The organism is Pseudomonas fuscovaginae SE-1, assembly GCF_000364705.1.
Taxonomy (GTDB): Bacteria; Pseudomonadota; Gammaproteobacteria; order Pseudomonadales; family Pseudomonadaceae; genus Aquipseudomonas; species Aquipseudomonas fuscovaginae_A.
In genome coordinates, this window is the sequence record NZ_AQOH01000343.1 from 29578 (window position 1) to 44763 (window position 15186).

The window sequence follows — 15186 nt, forward strand, 5'->3', positions numbered from 1 at the left end:
GACGACGCCCCGGCCAGGACCGGGGCGTTCTTTCAAGCCAGACTCATGGACAGCCGTGATCGCCCAACAGCGTCCATTCGACACCCGGTGGTGCCCGGTTCACCCAGTATTTGGCCTGGTACAGCTTGCCCTGGTGGATCACCTGGTTGCCCGCCACATAGGGCCGTGACTGCCAGGGGACCGGCAGGTTGCTGACCAGGGCGAAGGCATCGACCCGATCCGGCGCCACGCCGCGGGTCGACCAGCCGGCCCGCCAGACCACGCCGTTGTGCTGCACCATGTCGCCGCCGACATAGGTCTTGCCCGACTCCCATGGCCGGTACTGGCCGGCAGCCGGATCGCCGGGGGCACAATCCTCGCCACCACCGCCGCCAGCGGTGACAGTCACCGCGTGGTAGGCACTGCTGGTACGGTTCTGCGAGTCGGTCACGGTCAGCACCACGGTACGCGGGCCGGCACTTGCCGGCGCGGCGAGGCTGACACTGGGGTTGGCCGACGTGGACGGCGTGAAGCCATTGGCCGACCAGGCGTACTTCAGGTCCGCCCCCGTCGAGCCGGTACCGGACAGGTTGAGAAGCTTGCCGGCCTCGACCCTATTCCCGCCGGACACCACCGCCACCGGCGGCGCGATCACCGGAGGCAGGATTCTCAGGTTGTGCGCCTTGCCGGCGTGGGCCAGGCCGTCGTCGACGGTCACCTCGAACCGGTACTCAGGGGTACTGCTGAACGGCGGCGCGGTAAAGCGCAACAGCGCGCCATCCGGCACGGCACCGACGATACCGCTGGGAATGCGCCAGTCGAAACGCAGCGGCGCGGCCCCGGGGTTGCTGGAGCTGGATCCCGACGCATCAAGCTCCACCGGGGCACCGGCCGACACCGCGGACGGACCGGCGATGACCACGGTCGGTGGCAGCGGCTGATGGGCGACCTTTCTGACCAGCAGCGTGTCTTCCAGTTTCAGGGACTGACCGGCGCGGCGGACCTCCACCGCGATCGGAAGCGGCGTATCGACGTCCACGCGCGGCGCGGTCAGGCTGATTTCCTCCTGGTTGCCGGGCGTGCCGATCAGGCCCTCGGTGTGCCATTGATAATCGACGGGCCGGGCATCCGGGTTGGACAGCACCACCTTGAGGGTGAAGGACGACTGTGACTCGACCTCGCCCGGGCTGGCCAACTGGCCAAGGGGCGGGCTGCCACTGTAGTCGCGCAGCATTTTCTCCACCGCCAGCTTCAGGTCCGGCTGCACTCCGATAGGCTTGTTCTTGTCGGGAAAGGGCAAGGGGTGGCCGGTCTCCTGGAGAATCCGGCGCATGATCTTCGGAGGTACCGGGCCGATACCATTGGCATTGGCGATGCTCTGCATCAGGGCCACCGCCCCGGCCAGGATCGGGTTGGCCGACGACGTGCCACTGTAGGTATGGGTGTAGAGCGTCGTCGGGTTGGCTGGCGAATAGCTGGTGGTGGTCACGTTGGAACCCCAGCTGAACATCCCGACACGCTTGCCGTACTCGCTGTACCACGCACGCGCCCCCGTCGTCGGGTACGCTCCGCCGGCATAAATCGATCCGGAATCCAGCAGTTGCGGGTCATAGCGCCCGCCAAAGTACGGATCGTCCAGGTTGATATTGCCGTTGGCGGCGGCGATCACCACATGCACGCCCTTTTCCTGGGTCAACCAGGAGATCTCGTCCAGAATGGCGTCGCTGTATTCAACCGGCATGTAGCAGGGAGTCGCCGGACAGACCGACTCCGGCAGTCGACCAACGCTGTAGTGAACCCCGACCTGCACCACGTCTCCCGGTTTCAACTGCGGCCCCAGGTCCAGCAAACCGCCAGTACCGAACTTCGTGTAGCCGGCCATGGCCCTGGGCACGAACCCGACGGTGCCATAGTCGTTGTCCAGGGAGAACATCACCCCGGCACTCGCCGTATCGTGGTGGCCGACCTCATGCTCACGCAGTTTCCAGTGGGTGACGAAAGGCTTGGGCAGGTCGACATGATCATAGGCCCAATGGTCGATCTCATCGGAAATGACCCGCACATTCTCCCCGTATCCGCCCGGATAGCGCCTGAGCGCGAGTGCATCCAGCCCGCCAAGCTTGTAGGGCTCGACCGGTTCCGGCGACAGCAGGTAATTCTGCCGACCGGTGTAGTCGGGCGGCGTGCCGCGCTGGCCGGCCTGCCGGGCCATCTCCGGCTCCGGTACACGCGGCGGCTCGCCCTGCTCCAGGCTGACGGGCTCGGGCTCGACATAGGCCCGTTGCACCAGCGGGTTGAGCTTGAGCTGGTCGAGCAATGCCTGGACCTCCGCCTCCGACCGGCCGGTGATGGTGATCCGGTAGTAGCGGTCCAGGCGATGGCGTTCAAAGGCGTGGGTATCGGCCACGGAGCGCGCCGCCGGCAATTGGAACACCGGGGCAAAACCGGGCTCGGCCTGCAACTGGCGCAACGCGCCGAAGTCTTGTGCACGGGTGGCGGCCACCTGGGGATTGGCCCGCAACAACACGATCACGGCATCGGAGCCGGCAGCGCCAACGCCCGTGGCCAGGGCCTGGAGGGACAAAAACAGAGACGTCAGGAACAGTTTCATCGGACGGCCTCGCGAGTCGGTCTGATCGCCACACGCTCCACGGCAGTCCGCGATGGACGGCGCTGGAACGTACCTTTCGGCACGACCACCTGCTCACGACACCCGGTAATGCATTCAATACGACAGAGCCGATCCGGCACCCGCGTGCCGCTGACCGACTCCAGCTGAAACCGACACCTGGCCTGCACCGCGGTCCTGGAACCCAGGGACCGCCACACGCCAGGAGCAGTTGGAAGACTACTGCGTTTGACTATATACGACGGCTGCCGGCCCCAGCGAACCGTCGCTATACGAAATCGGTATCTGCGCCGATACCGTTCTTCCAGGCGGTTCTATGTACCCGCTCGCTTACCACTGACGCCGACGCCATGGCGGCATGGACCCGTTCGGGCCGTTAGCGATTACACTGTCCCTCCATTGCCCCGGGACACCCCATGGATATCGACCTCGCCCGCACCTTTCTCGAAATCGCCCGCTGCGGCAGCCTGGTGGCGGCCGCCGAGAAGCTGCACGTGACCCAGACCGCGATCACCGCCCGGGTACAGAAACTCGAAAGCCAGCTCGATGCACGGTTGTTCGTGCGCAACCGCGCCGGCGCCCGATTGACCGCCGATGGCGAGGCCTTCGTCGTCTACGCCAACCAGCTGGTGCAGACCTGGGATGCCGCCCGCCGCGATCTGCCGCTGCCGCAGGGGTTCAACAACGTGCTGCACATCGGCGGTGAAGTCAGCCTCTGCAACCCGCTGATTCTCAGTTGGGCCAATGCCCTGCGCAAGCATATTCCGACCCACGCCCTGCGCACGGAAATCCGCGACGGCGAGCAACTGCTGCGCCAGCTCGAACTGGGCGTACTCGATGCCGCACTGGTCTACCAGCCGACCTACTGGCCGGGACTGCAGGTCGAGCAGTTGTTGGAGGAAAAGCTGATCCTGGTACGCCTGACGGAAAACCCCGAGCCCTACGTGTACATCGACTGGGGCGAGGGCTTCCGTCGCCAGCACGATGCCGCCCTGCCGGACAAGGCCCGGGCCGCCGCCAGCTTCAACCTCGGGCCGGTGGCCCTGCAGTTCATCCTGGGCAACGGCGGCTCCGGCTACTTCCGCACCCGCGTGGTCCAGAGCTACCTGGACAGTGGCGTGATGGAACGGGTGCCCAAGGCGCCGGAGTTCAGCTACCCGACCTACCTGGTGTATGCCCGCGAACGGGACTCGGCGACCCTGCAGAAGGCCTTCGAACTGCTGCGCGACATCGTCAGGGCCGACACCGACTGGTCCCAGCGCTGGGACCCGATGATCTGAGTCTCAGGCCGGGCTGACACTGGCACGCCGCTCGTGCTCGGCGAGCACGCTCTGGATGATGTCCATCACCTCCACGTTCGAACGCTCCATGACATCCAGGTGGCCGAGGGTCTCCTCGAGCCGGCCCTCGCGGTGGGCACGCAATGCCTCGGCACCGGCCGAATGCACCAGACCGTGAGGTCGCTCGATGCGGCTGAAGGCCTGGTAGCTCTTGAGTTGCTGGTTGCCTTCACCGTAGTACCAGCGCCCGAACGGACACTCGTGGTCGCTGACCAGCGGCGCGTCCGCTCCTTCGCCCAGCACACCTTCATAGACCGAGACCTTCAGCGCCAGCTCGGCCAGGTTGGCCTGTTCGATAGAGGCCCGGAAGCAGGACTGGTTCATCTCTCGCTGCATGCGCTGGGCCAGCGAGTAGACCTCGTACATCGCCCCGCTCGCCTCGGTGGTCAGCGTGTGAAAGGCACCGGCGGTGCCGGCCTGCTGCTGGATGCCTGCCTGGGCGACACCGATCATGGCCTTGATGTCGGCGGTTTCACGGATGATGTCCTGGGTGGCGCTGGCGGTCTTTTCCGCCAGGTCGCGAATCTCGCTGGCGACCACCGCGAAACCGCGTCCCGACTCACCGGCCCGCGCCGCCTCGATGGCCGCGTTGAGGGCCAGCAGGTTGGTCATGTTGGCGATGGAACTGATCAGGCCGACGATCCGGTCGATCTCGCTGGCGCGGATCACCAGTTGCGCGATCTGTTCGTTGAGGTCCGCCAGGCCATCCTCCATGACATGGGCCTGTTCCTGCAGCACGCCGAACTTCTGCCGGTTCTGGATCGCCGCGGTCGCCACGCTGGTGGCCCGCTGGTTGTTGTCCACCAGCCGCAGGTGGAGGTAGTCGAAGGACTCGCCGACAAGGGCAATGGAACGGCCGAACGACAGCAGGTTACCGGCCAGCCCCTGGTAGAACGCCAGTTCATCCCTGGCGACCACCTGCCGCTCCAGGGCCAGTTGGGCCTCCTCCAGCTCGGCGATGCGTTGACGAGCCTGCTCCAGCTCGCCGCGAAGTCGGGCGTTGTCCTGAAGCAGGGAACGATGATGGCTGGCACGTACGAACATCATGGGCGAGATTCCGGCAGAAGTTAATGGCGTATTGCCAGTCATCATTCGTGCCAAGTACCCTCCCTTGTAAACAGGGCATCTCGAGCTGAGCGTGGTCTTTATGACTCTGACAATAACGAGTCATATCGACTACAAAGGTCAATATGACCCGCTTTTGAAACCTTCGTCGAGCAGGCAGGAAACCCTTCTGAACGCCCCCTTTCTCATGCAGGCACCATCGCCCAAAACCACTGAATCGTAGGCAACAACCGACAAAAGCGTGCTCAAGGCTCGACCAGGGTGAAGAACGGATACAACCGCCTCTTTTTTCTATACGCAGATAGCGTACAAATAGTGAATGCCCTGCTTGTCGAACTGCCGCCCTTCGCACGCCATCACCGTGTCTGTCTGGGCGAGGAGGCCTTTCGCTGCTTTCAACTGGCCCTGCTGCACGACCCTGAAGCCGGCGAGGTGATCCAGGGCACTGGAGGGCCGCGCAAGGTGCGCTGCGTGGACCTGCGCACCAACCCCTGCCCCTGGAAAACCGGGAACAGGGTGCTGGAGAAGTACCCGGAGACCATCGAGCATCTGGCCTCACTGGGCAGAGGAAGCTGGGAGCGGCTGGCCGCCCCCAGGATTTCAGGCGTGCTCGAGATCCTTGCGCGGTGTTGAAGCCACGGTCGTGGCGGTGTCGAAACGATCCGCCAGGAACGGCGTGATATCCAGCGGCAGCGGCTGCTCGTTGACCAGGCGTTCGAGCATCAGCCCGGTGATCGCCGACGTGAGGATACCGGTACGGAAATGCCCGCAGGCATTGAGGTAACCCTCGACCCCCGCCATCGGCCCGAGAATCGGCAGTTCATCGGGCGACCCCGGACGCAAGCCGGCCCAGCAGCGCTTGAGGTTGATGCCTTGCAATTGCGGCACGCAGCGCACGGCCCCCTGCACCAGCCCCGCCACTTCCGGGAAGGTGGTGCTCACGTCGAAACCCTTGTCCTCGGTGGTGCTGCCGATCAGGATCTCGCCATTGTCCTTCTGCGCCATGTAGCAGTCGCTGGTGGTCAGGCAACCACGCAGCAGAGCGGGCATGCGCTCGGTCAACAGGATCTGTCCCTTGACCGGCTTGACCGGAATCGCGATCCCGGTGGCCTGCTGGCTGATTTCGGCAGCCCAGGCTCCCGCGGCGTTGATCAGCGTCGAGCAGTGGAAATCGCCCGCCTCCGCCGTCCGTACCCCACTCACGCGACCGCCCTGGTGCAGCACATTGGTGACGTTGGTGTTGAAGAACAGGTCGACACCATTCTGCCGTGCGCCCTCGGTATAGGCATCGGCCAGGCGGAACGGGCTGACCTGATGGTCGCAGAGAAACTCCAGGGCACCCTGCGCCTCGCCGCTCACCGACGGCTCGGCCTCGCGCAGGGCCTCGCGGTCCAGCCAGCGCAACTGGTCGGCCAGGTGCGGAATATGCGAGACGATATGCTCGGCGTAGAGGCGATCCTCCTCGTCATAGATCACGTATTTCAGGCCGGTGCGTTCGAACTTGCAGTCCATGCCATGGCGTTCGAGCAACTCGCGATGCAGTTGCGGGTACAACGCATTGGACTGCAGGGCGAAGTCGAAAAACGACTGCGGCAGGATATGCGGGGTGCTGGAGTCCACCATCACCGCCGCACCGTTGGCTTCGCGGCGGCGCTTGGCCGACATCATGCGGAAGAAAATCACCCCGCAGCCCAATCCCACCGATTCACCGATGGCCCACAGACCACCCGCCGAGGCGCGGGTCGCGTTGCCCGGACGCTTGGCGTCGATCAGAGCGATCCGCAGGTTTTTCTCGCGGGACAGGTGATAGGCACAGGAAGCGCCGATCACACCACCACCGGCAATCACGACATCATAGGTTCTGCTCATGGTTCAGGCGTCCTTGCCCAGTTGCTCGAAAGCGGAAAAAGGAATCGGCTCGATGGGAAAACGTGGCCGCAACCAGCCGACGTCGGCACGGCCAGTGGCATCGCGCAGGCGGTCGCTGCAGTAGCCGACACACATCCGCCCCTGGCAATCGCCCATGCTCACGCGAGTACGCATTTTCAGCGCGGCCATGTCCTGCACGCCCTGGGACAGCGCCAGGTCGATGTCGGCACGGGTCGCGTGTTCGCAACGACAGATCACCGTGTCGGGCCTGGCCAGGTCGATCTGCCGGGTACCTCGCCGGGTATAGCGATCGATGCCGGAGCGGAACTTGCGGATCTTCGCCAAGCGGTCGAGATAGCCCTGGCGCAGTGCCAGGGCCGCATCGGCGCCGAGCACGTCACGCTGCATCAGGATGGACACCGCGGCGATTCGCCCGGCCAGCATCGCCGCTTCGCCACCGCGAATCCCGCCCATGTCGCCGGCCAGATGGATATGCGGCTCACTGCTCTGCTGCCAGATATTGGTCTCGGCGCACAGATAGCCGTCGGCATTGAAGGCATGGGCCAGGCCCATCTGCTGGCTGAGCTGGGTGCGTGGAATGAAGCCGTAGCCGACGGCGAGGGTCTGGGCTTCCACCTGATGCGCACGGGTCAGGTCCGGCTGCCAATCCTCGGAGTACGGCGCCAGGGTCACCTGCGCCAGCTCATCCTGTCCCTGCGCCTCGACCACGCCCCAGCCGTAATGCATGGGGATGCCATGCAGCTTGAGGTAGGCCAGCATGCTCAGGCCATCGAGGAACATCTGCGGCTTGTTCAACAGGGCCAGGCTTTCCCGGGCGATACGACCGAAGGCGCTGGCCTCGTAGATGCCCGCAACCGGCACGCCCGCCGCGTGCAACTGGCAGGCCACCAGCGGCAACAGCGGCCCGGTCCCGGCGATCACCGTAGCGCCCAGCGGCTTGACCACGCCACTCTTGATCTGCAACTGCAGACCGCCAAGCAGCATCACCCCGGGCAGGGTCCAGCCGGGAAACGGCACGTTGCGCTCATGGCAGCCGGAGGCCAGCAACAGTTGCGGATACTCGATCGGATACAGGATCTCATCGGCATCCAGCGCCATCAGCGTCCGCGAGCCCTCACCGCCGACGATGCGGGTGTTGAGGCGCACATCGACCCGCTCGGCACAGGTGGCGAATTCACCGTGCAGTTTCTCCAGGGTCGAGCTGTAGCGGGCGCCCAGATACTCAAGATCGACTCCGCTGCGCAACGGGCCGCGATAGACCACCCCACCCAGGCGCGAGGCTTCTTCGAACAGCACGCTGGACACGCCATGGCGTGCCAGTTCGATGGCCGCGGACATGCCCGCCGGGCCGCCGCCAACGATGACCGGAAGCTGGCTCATAGCACCTCCAGCACGGCAAAGCGGCTGACACCGGTCTCGATCCGCATGCCGGGTTTGACCAGGGTCTGGCAGGCCCGACGCTTGAACCGGCCATCGATCGACACCAGGCAGCTCTGACACACGCCCATGCCACAGAAGGCACCGGCCAGTTGCCCATGGTCATTGCGCGAGACTTGCCGCAGGCCGACCGACTGCAGCACCGAAAGCACGGTCTCGCCTTCTGCCGCGGGCACAGCCTGGCCATTGAGGTGGAGGGTCATATCCGCCTGGAGGAGAGGCTGGATATCGTATTTTCGATCCAGGTTCTGCATGTTCTGCATCATCCATGATTGACGTGAATGGACTGCCACCCTGTGCCGGGCACTTCCTGGCCTGGCCGCAACACACATATGGCGCATGACGGCCACAGAGTGGTGGTTCGCCGCCGCGCGGTGAACCGGTGTCCATTCACGTTAAGGGGTTGTGCAGTGCAAAACCTTGACCCAGGCCAGTAAAGGTGGGGAAAACCCTACCGGCGGTCAGCGCCAACAGAGTGAAGAAAGCTGTAAAGACCTGACGCCGTACCCTGGAGCCGGCTTGCTGGCGATAGCAGGGTGTCAGTCAATAACAATGTCGACTGACACTCCGCTATCGCCAGCAAGCCGGCTCCCACAGGATTGGCGGCGTGCGCAAGGGCTCGGGTATTACTCGGCAACCGCCTGCAACAGCCACTCGCCATCCCGCTCCACGATCAGGCCCGAGGCCAGCAGCAGCGGGCGCAGGCGCAGGTGCAATTCGGGTTTGACGAACTCCTGCACCCGGGACAGCTCCAGCAGGCCGGGCACTTCCAGCTCGGTCTTGAAGAACGACAGCCAGGCCTTTTTCAACGCCAGCAGCACATCGCTCGGGGTGGTCCGGGCGAACTGGCGGTTGACCACCTTGCCCAGGTCGAAGGTGTGCTGGAAGGCATAGCCGGTCTCGTCACCCGAGTTGTCAACGCAGCGCAGGCATCGGCACCGACCGTCGGCGAACGCCTGCTGCAGGAAGGCGTTGAAGTCCATGACCGGCTTGAGGGAAAGCCGCTTGTCCACCTGAAACAGATCGTCCTGCTGGGCCATTTCCGCCATGCTGATTTCCTCGACTGTGGGCGACCGCCAGCCGCAGCCGCCTGAATTTCGGGCAAAAAAAAACCTGCATCGCTGCAGGTTTTTTTCATATCTGGCTCCACAACCTGGACTCGAACCAGGGACCCAATGATTAACAGTCATTTGCTCTACCAACTGAGCTATTGCGGAATGGCGTCTATGTTACTGATATAAAAAGAGAAGTCAACCCCCGCTCGGCAAATGCCGGCCCCTGTCCCGCCGCCGTGTATCACAGTGTGTCCCAACGCCGTGGCGACACACTGCCTCAAGCTTCACCGCGGGCCGAACACATCCCGGATACATCGGCGCGATGAACTATACCGGTCCCAGGTCGCCCGGCACGGGTGGCCTGATTACCCCACCATGGATTCATCCCGGAGGTCATCACCATGAGCATCACCCTTTACGGCTTCAGCGGCAGCACCTACGTCCGTACCGTCAGAATGCTTCTCGCCGAAAAAGGCGCGGACTATCGGCAGGTCCCGGTGGATGTCATCCAGGGCGAACCGCATCATCCCGAACACCTGCTGCGTCATCCGTTCGGCAAGGTACCGGTGCTCGAGCATGATGGCTTCAAGGTGATCGAAACCGGTGCCATAACCCATTACCTGAACGAAGTCCTGCCGGGCCCCTCGCTGCTGCCGGATACCGCCCGGGGCCGTGCCCGCGCCAACATGGCGATCGGCATCTACGATTCCTACGGTTACAACGCGCTGGTGTCGGTGGCCGGTTATCACCTGTTCCCCGACTTCATCGGCGGCAAGAACGAGGCTGCCCGCGAGGCCGGTATCGAAAAGTCGCGCCAGGTGCTGCGCGAGTTGATGAAGATCAAGGGCCAGGACCGCTTCATCGCCGGGCCCACCCCGTCTCTCGCGGACTTCTACCTGGTGCCGTTCTGCAGCTACCTCTCGCAGACCCCGGATGCCGAGCGGCTGTTCGATGTCGAGGGCTTTGCCCAGTGGTGGGAACAGGTGCAGGCGCTGCCGAGCTTCAAGTCGACCCAGCCCTGAGTCCCAAGCTCTGCAACCAGCCCGCTCCAGGCCGTTCTGGAGCGGGCCTTCTCATGTCTGTGCTCTTTACAGAATCGGCTTGGCGGTACGGTCCAGACGTGGCATCCAATGGCCGAGGATGTCGGCCGACACCACGATGTGGTGGGCCCGGCCGATCAGCAGGCGGCGTGGCACGAAGCCGATGTAGCGCGAGTCGGCGCTGTCGTCGCGATTGTCGCCGAGCATGAAATAGCTGTCCGCCGGTACCGTGACCGGTCCGAAATCACGGGCAGCCGCCACGCCGTGCAGAAACTGCACCCGGCGCACGCTGTCATCCAGCGCCTCGGTCACCGACACCCCGGGAATGCTTGCCCCCCTGGGCCCCGTCTCGGTGACGTCCCTGGCATCACTGTAATGCGCCGCCACGCCATTGACGAACAACACCTCGTTACGCATCTCCAGCACATCTCCCGGCACGCCGACCAGTCGCTTGATCAGGCGCACACCATCCTTCGGCGAGGTGAACGTCACCACGTCGCCACGCCGCGGGTTGCCCAGGGCCGCCAGGGAAATATCGCTCAGGGGCAGCTTGACGTCGTAGGCCAGCCGATTGACCAGCACCACATCGCCCTCGAGCAGGGTCGGACGCATGGAACCCGAGGGGATCGGGTTCCAGTCCGCCATGGACGTGCGGAAGATGCCGAAACACAGGAGAAAGATCAGCAGCCCGCGGTTATTGACGATCCAGCGTTTCATAGCGACCTCTGAAGGGGATGACGTTGTTCATCGATGCTTGTAGCACCACGTCTCGGGTCGAGCCAAGTTCCTTGTACGCCGGATCGTAAGTTTTCATGAGCGGCGCCCGCTCAGGTACGCCATTTGCCGCCATGCACCAGGTCGGCCACCGCATCGGCGAAGACCCCGGGCGCCTCCTGGGGCAGGTTGTGGCCGACACCGGGAACCTGCCGGTGGCTGCGCGCCCCGCTGAAGCGGGCCGCGGACGCCTGGCCATCGGTGGCCGGAACGACCCCGTCGGCCATGCCGTCGAGGGTGATGGTCGGCACGCCGAGCGCCGGCAACAGGGCAAGCTTCTGCTCGGCTTCGGCATAGTTCGGGTCGCCCTCGGCCAACCCCATGCGGTGCCGATAGGAATGAATGACCACATCGACGTAATCGGGGTTGTCGAACGCCTCGGCCGCCCGCTCGAAGGTCGGTTCGTCGAAGTGCCAGGTCGGCGAATTGTTGCGCCAGAGAATTCGCGCGATGTCGCGACGATTGGCCGCCAGCCCCGCACGCCCACGCTCGGTCTGGAAATAATGCTGGTACCACAACCCCCATTCGACCTCGGCCGGCAACGGGCTGGCGGCCTTGGCGATGTCCTGGATCAGGTAGCCGTTGACCGACACCAGCCCCACGCAGCGGCTTGGCCGCAACGCCGCCGCGACGCAGGCCGCACGACCGCCCCAGTCATAGCCGGCAAGCACCGCCTCGGGGATATGCAGCTCGTTCATCAGGTCCAGCACATCCTGGCCGAGCGCCGCCTGCTGGCCTGAGCGCGGTGTGGCGCTGTCGAGGAAACGGGTGCTGCCGTGTCCACGCAGGTGCGGCACGATCACCCGAAACCCCTGGGCCGCGAGCAACGGCGCGACCTCTGCGTAACTGTGGATATCGTAGGGAAAGCCGTGCAGCAGGATCACCGGGCGACCGTTCTCCGGGCCGGTCTCGTGATAACCGATGTCCAGCACGTCGGTACGCACCTGGCGAATGGGCAGGCGCGCCAGCGGCTTGCCGGTGCGGGGCGTCGTGCCCTGCCCCGTCGAGGCCAGCGCCGACGGCACGTCGGCCAGGCCGATGGCGGCTGCACCGGCGGCGGCGGACAACAGGAAACGACGACGATTGAACAGGTACTCGGACATGATGCAGTTCCTTGGCAAAGAGAAAATGGGGGGTCAGTCGATCGCGACGATCAGTTCGCTGGCGAGCCAGCCGGCCAGCAGCGCACCGGCCCGCGCGACGCCCTCGGACTCGCCGAGACGCTCGACCAGCCACTGGCACAGGGCGGCGAAACTGCCATTTGCCTGCAGGTGCAGCAGCGCCTGGTATTCCAGGGCTTCCAGCGGACGCAGGCGTGAAGTGAACTGCCGACGCCAGACGATCACTCCACCCGGCTCGGTGAGCATTTCGCTTTCCGGCGGCGGTGTTTCTTCGCACAGCGCCGCCCAGATCGGTTCGGCATTGGTCGTCAATGCATGGCTGCGCAACGACGGTGTCAGGCGCAACCGCGCGGTGTCCCAATCGATGGTCGCCAAGACGTCCAGCGAAAGGGCCTGGGCGTCCTCGGCAACGAAAGCGTCATTGACCGCCGCCTCGATCCAGGCCAGTTCATGCAGGTCGGGATTGTTCGGGAACAATTCGACCAGGCTGGCGTGGAAGCCCTCGGGGTAGGCATCCAGCGTCCAGGCATGGGGTGGCTGCCGGTCGATATGGGCGATCGCCGCCGCGAGAAAGGCCTCGTCGCCGATCCACCGGCGCACCTGCGCAAATGCCTGCTCCAGGCAACCTACCAGCTGTGCCCGGTAGTTGTTCTGGTACACCGCCAGGCCCGCATCCAGGCCGTCCCCGAGGGAGCGGACAAACTCGTCGGAACCGGTCACCAGCCACTGCTGGAACTGCTGCTGCAACTGGGCCAGGTTCATACCGCCCTCCGTAGTCCGCCACGGGCATTCGCCGCACCGATGGATCGAGCGATGTCCAGTTCCGCGAGCAGTTCGGCCAGCGGCGGGATATGGTCATCGCGCTCGATCAGGGTGGCGGCCGTGCCGAACCGCGCCACCGCCTCGGTGTAGAGTGCCCAGACATCGCCACAGACCGGGCTGTCGTGGGTATCGATCAGCAGGTGTTCGCCCTGGCTGTGCCCGGCCAGGTGCATCTGCCGTACGCGGTCGGCGGGCAACCCGTCGAGAAAGGCCAGCGCATCGAAACCGTGGTTGCTGGCACTGACGAAGACATTGTTGACGTCCAGCAGCAGGCCGCAGCCGGTGCGTTCGGCCATGGCGCCGATGAACTCCCATTCGGTCATCGCGGCACCGTCGAAGGCCAGGTAGCTCGACGGGTTTTCGAACAGCATGGAACGGCCGAGGGCATCCTGGGCCATGGAAATATTGCGGCAGACGATCTCCAGCGCCTCTTCGGTGTAGGGCACCGGCAGCAGGTCGTGGGAGTTGAAGTTGCCGATGCGCGACCAGCTCAGGTGGTCGGAGACGAACAGCGGATCGATCTCGTCGACCAGTTGCCGCAGTCGACGCAGGTAGTCCGGGTTCAGGCCGTCGGCCGAGCCGATGGACATGGAAACGCCATGCAGCACCACCGGATGCCGCTCGCGAACCTGGCGCAGGATGTGTCGGGGCTGACCACCGTCGACCATGAAGTTCTCGGAGATGACTTCGACGAAATCGACCGGAACCTCGGTCTCCAGGAAGTCCCGATAGTGTTCCTTGCGCAGGCCCAGGCCGAAGCCCGAGAAAGAAGTGGATACTGACATCGCAGGTGCTCGCTTGAGAGAAGTGTGGGCGGGTGCGTGAGTCGATGCCCCCCGCAACCCGTGATGATCGTTCCCACGCTCGGCGTGGAAACGCAGCCCGTGACGCTCTGCGTCGCAAGAGCGGACGCTGAGCGTCCTGGGAGGCATTCCCACGCCGAGCGTGGGAACGATCGAACAATGGGGGCTCACCCATCGGCCCCCTCACCCTGTGGCGCTTACTTCGGCTCGGTCAGGGTGCCGCCGGCCTTCAGGCACTCGCTCGGGGTTTTCACCACGACGCCCTGGCCCTTGCAGCCATTGAGGCCCTTGCAGTCGTTCTTGGCGGTGGCACACAGGCTTTCACCCTTGCAGCTGTTGACGCCGTAGCAGCGACCCGGTTGCTCCTTGTCGGCGGCACTGGCCGAGACGGTGAAGGACGCGGACGCCAGGGCGATCAGGGCGGCGGCAGTGGCGAGGCTCAGGCGGGAAACGGTAGTGGTCATGGTGTATCTCCAGATAAATGAATTGGGTGAAGCGATGTGGGTCGGTGGATTTACTTGGCGTTCAGCGCGGCCTGCTCGATGACTTTCGCCACCGCCTCAGGCTGCGAGATGTACACGGTGTGGCTGGCCTTGATCTCGGTCACCTTGGAACCGGCACGCTTGTACATCCAGCGTTGCAGGTCCGGGTTCAGGGCCTTGTCGTCGGTGGCGACGATTCCGTAGCTGGGTTTCTTGTGCCAGGCGGCCGCCCAGTTCTGCGTGCCGAAGGTCGCGGCGGCGGCCGGCACCTGCGAGGCCGCCAGGAAGTCGGTGCGGTTGGTGGTCTGGTCGGCGGCGAAGTCCTCGCCGAACTTGGCCCGATCGACGAACAGCAGGCCGTCACGGGTGGCATGGATATCGTTGCTCGGCGATGGCATGGAGCCGATCAACTGGCCCAGGGTCTCGCCGACTTCCGGTTGCAACCCGGCGACATAGACCAGTGCCTTGACCTTGTCCCGGTCGCCGGCGATGCCGATCACCGCACCGCCGGAACTGTGGCCGACCAGCACCACCGGACCGACCTGCTGGTCGAGGATTTCCCGGGTGGCGGCGACGTCGGCATCCAGGCTGGTGGCCGGCTGGTGCACCACGGTGACGTGGTAGCCCTTGTGGATCAGGATGTCGTGCACCACCCGCCAGCCCGAACCGTCGACGAACGAGCCGTGGACGATAACGATGTTCTTGGCACCCGCCGGTGCGGCCGGCTCGGCGGCGGCACTGGCGAACAT

At 64.7% G+C, this 15186-nt stretch carries 15 protein-coding genes, 1 tRNA gene and 1 pseudogene; 3 read left to right on the forward strand and 14 right to left on the reverse strand.

Features of this window, described 5'->3' with window-relative positions:
- Positions 1-43: 43 nt before the first annotated feature.
- Positions 44-2590: a carbohydrate-binding protein gene (locus K675_RS31940; RefSeq protein ID WP_017906572.1), complete on the reverse strand. Its 2547-nt coding sequence runs from the start codon at positions 2588-2590 to the stop codon at positions 44-46.
- Between the two features lie 434 nt (positions 2591-3024).
- Between K675_RS31940 and K675_RS0126955 the strand changes: the two genes are divergently transcribed.
- Entirely contained in the window at positions 3025-3888 is an 864-nt protein-coding gene (locus tag K675_RS0126955) for a LysR family transcriptional regulator (RefSeq protein ID WP_017906573.1), read from the forward strand.
- 3 nt (positions 3889-3891) lie between these two features.
- On the opposite strand, the gene K675_RS34290 is transcribed toward K675_RS0126955, so the two are convergent.
- Together K675_RS34290 and K675_RS34295 are read right to left on the reverse strand one after the other, a co-directional pair.
- The gene (locus K675_RS34290; RefSeq protein WP_420066350.1) at positions 3892-4314 is read right to left on the reverse strand and encodes a CZB domain-containing protein; all 423 of its coding nucleotides are present in this window, start codon (positions 4312-4314) and stop codon (positions 3892-3894) included.
- Positions 4291-5040 (reverse strand): annotated as a pseudogene (locus K675_RS34295) (methyl-accepting chemotaxis protein); the annotation flags it as partial. The pseudogene K675_RS34295 and the gene K675_RS34290, both read right to left, overlap by 24 nt.
- Positions 5041-5328: 288 nt before the next feature.
- On the opposite strand from K675_RS34295, the gene K675_RS33460 reads away from it, so the two are divergent.
- Entirely contained in the window at positions 5329-5646 is a 318-nt protein-coding gene (locus K675_RS33460) for a hypothetical protein (RefSeq protein WP_198291693.1), read from the forward strand.
- Here the strand turns inward: K675_RS33460 and hcnC are convergent.
- The 5 genes from hcnC to K675_RS0126990 form a co-directional block, all read right to left on the reverse strand.
- On the reverse strand, positions 5614-6882 hold the full coding sequence (gene hcnC / locus K675_RS0126970) for a cyanide-forming glycine dehydrogenase subunit HcnC (RefSeq protein WP_017906576.1): 1269 nt from the start codon (positions 6880-6882) through the stop codon (positions 5614-5616). The two genes, K675_RS33460 and hcnC, sit on opposite strands and share 33 nt — an antisense overlap.
- Positions 6883-6885: 3 nt before the next feature.
- Entirely contained in the window at positions 6886-8283 is a 1398-nt protein-coding gene (gene hcnB, locus K675_RS0126975) for a cyanide-forming glycine dehydrogenase subunit HcnB (protein ID WP_017906577.1), read from the reverse strand.
- Positions 8280-8594 carry a cyanide-forming glycine dehydrogenase subunit HcnA gene (gene hcnA, locus K675_RS0126980; protein WP_026145565.1) on the reverse strand — a complete coding sequence of 105 codons (315 nt, stop codon included), beginning with the start codon at positions 8592-8594 and terminating at the stop codon, positions 8280-8282. The genes hcnB and hcnA overlap by 4 nt, the downstream gene beginning before the upstream one ends.
- Positions 8595-8966: 372 nt before the next feature.
- Positions 8967-9389, reverse strand: coding sequence for a hypothetical protein (locus K675_RS0126985; protein ID WP_017906579.1), 423 nt, complete (start codon positions 9387-9389; stop codon positions 8967-8969).
- 92 nt (positions 9390-9481) lie between these two features.
- Positions 9482-9557: transfer RNA gene (locus K675_RS0126990), tRNA-Asn, on the reverse strand.
- A 239-nt stretch (positions 9558-9796) separates the two neighbouring features.
- Here K675_RS0126990 and K675_RS0126995 point away from each other — a divergent pair.
- Positions 9797-10417, forward strand: a complete 621-nt coding sequence (locus K675_RS0126995) for a glutathione S-transferase family protein (protein ID WP_017906580.1) — start codon at positions 9797-9799, stop codon at positions 10415-10417.
- 66 nt (positions 10418-10483) lie between these two features.
- Here K675_RS0126995 and lepB read toward each other — a convergent pair whose 3' ends face one another.
- The 6 genes from lepB to K675_RS0127025 form a co-directional block, all read right to left on the reverse strand.
- The gene (lepB, locus tag K675_RS0127000) at positions 10484-11152 is read right to left on the reverse strand and encodes a signal peptidase I (protein WP_017906581.1); all 669 of its coding nucleotides are present in this window, start codon (positions 11150-11152) and stop codon (positions 10484-10486) included.
- A 110-nt stretch (positions 11153-11262) separates the two neighbouring features.
- Entirely contained in the window at positions 11263-12312 is a 1050-nt protein-coding gene (locus K675_RS0127005; RefSeq protein ID WP_017906582.1) for an alpha/beta fold hydrolase, read from the reverse strand.
- Positions 12313-12345: 33 nt separating this feature from the next.
- The gene (locus K675_RS0127010; protein WP_017906583.1) at positions 12346-13092 is read right to left on the reverse strand and encodes a DNA-binding domain-containing protein; all 747 of its coding nucleotides are present in this window, start codon (positions 13090-13092) and stop codon (positions 12346-12348) included.
- Positions 13089-13937: a DUF692 domain-containing protein gene (locus K675_RS0127015; protein WP_017906584.1), complete on the reverse strand. Its 849-nt coding sequence runs from the start codon at positions 13935-13937 to the stop codon at positions 13089-13091. The genes K675_RS0127010 and K675_RS0127015 overlap by 4 nt, the downstream gene beginning before the upstream one ends.
- Before the next feature lie 215 nt (positions 13938-14152).
- On the reverse strand, positions 14153-14419 hold the full coding sequence (locus K675_RS0127020; protein ID WP_017906585.1) for a hypothetical protein: 267 nt from the start codon (positions 14417-14419) through the stop codon (positions 14153-14155).
- 50 nt (positions 14420-14469) lie between these two features.
- Positions 14470-15186 carry an alpha/beta fold hydrolase gene (locus K675_RS0127025; RefSeq protein ID WP_017906586.1) on the reverse strand — a complete coding sequence of 239 codons (717 nt, stop codon included), beginning with the start codon at positions 15184-15186 and terminating at the stop codon, positions 14470-14472.

What these genes read in the sequence shown, in the direction of transcription:
- K675_RS31940 (WP_017906572.1), bottom strand. Translation starts at nt 2,590, where the DNA reads ATGAAACTGTTCCTGACGTCTCTGTTTTTGTCCCTCCAGGCCCTGGCC.
- K675_RS0126955 (WP_017906573.1), top strand. Translation starts at nt 3,025, where the DNA reads ATGGATATCGACCTCGCCCGCACCTTTCTCGAAATCGCCCGCTGCGGC.
- K675_RS34290 (WP_420066350.1), bottom strand. Translation starts at nt 4,314, where the DNA reads ATGTACGAGGTCTACTCGCTGGCCCAGCGCATGCAGCGAGAGATGAAC.
- hcnC (WP_017906576.1), bottom strand. Translation starts at nt 6,882, where the DNA reads ATGAGCAGAACCTATGATGTCGTGATTGCCGGTGGTGGTGTGATCGGC.
- hcnB (WP_017906577.1), bottom strand. Translation starts at nt 8,283, where the DNA reads ATGAGCCAGCTTCCGGTCATCGTTGGCGGCGGCCCGGCGGGCATGTCC.
- hcnA (WP_026145565.1), bottom strand. Translation starts at nt 8,594, where the DNA reads ATGCAGAACCTGGATCGAAAATACGATATCCAGCCTCTCCTCCAGGCG.
- K675_RS0126985 (WP_017906579.1), bottom strand. Translation starts at nt 9,389, where the DNA reads ATGGCGGAAATGGCCCAGCAGGACGATCTGTTTCAGGTGGACAAGCGG.
- K675_RS0126995 (WP_017906580.1), top strand. Translation starts at nt 9,797, where the DNA reads ATGAGCATCACCCTTTACGGCTTCAGCGGCAGCACCTACGTCCGTACC.
- lepB (WP_017906581.1), bottom strand. Translation starts at nt 11,152, where the DNA reads ATGAAACGCTGGATCGTCAATAACCGCGGGCTGCTGATCTTTCTCCTG.
- K675_RS0127005 (WP_017906582.1), bottom strand. Translation starts at nt 12,312, where the DNA reads ATGTCCGAGTACCTGTTCAATCGTCGTCGTTTCCTGTTGTCCGCCGCC.
- K675_RS0127010 (WP_017906583.1), bottom strand. Translation starts at nt 13,092, where the DNA reads ATGAACCTGGCCCAGTTGCAGCAGCAGTTCCAGCAGTGGCTGGTGACC.
- K675_RS0127015 (WP_017906584.1), bottom strand. Translation starts at nt 13,937, where the DNA reads ATGTCAGTATCCACTTCTTTCTCGGGCTTCGGCCTGGGCCTGCGCAAG.
- K675_RS0127020 (WP_017906585.1), bottom strand. Translation starts at nt 14,419, where the DNA reads ATGACCACTACCGTTTCCCGCCTGAGCCTCGCCACTGCCGCCGCCCTG.
- K675_RS0127025 (WP_017906586.1), bottom strand. Translation starts at nt 15,186, where the DNA reads ATGTTCGCCAGTGCCGCCGCCGAGCCGGCCGCACCGGCGGGTGCCAAG.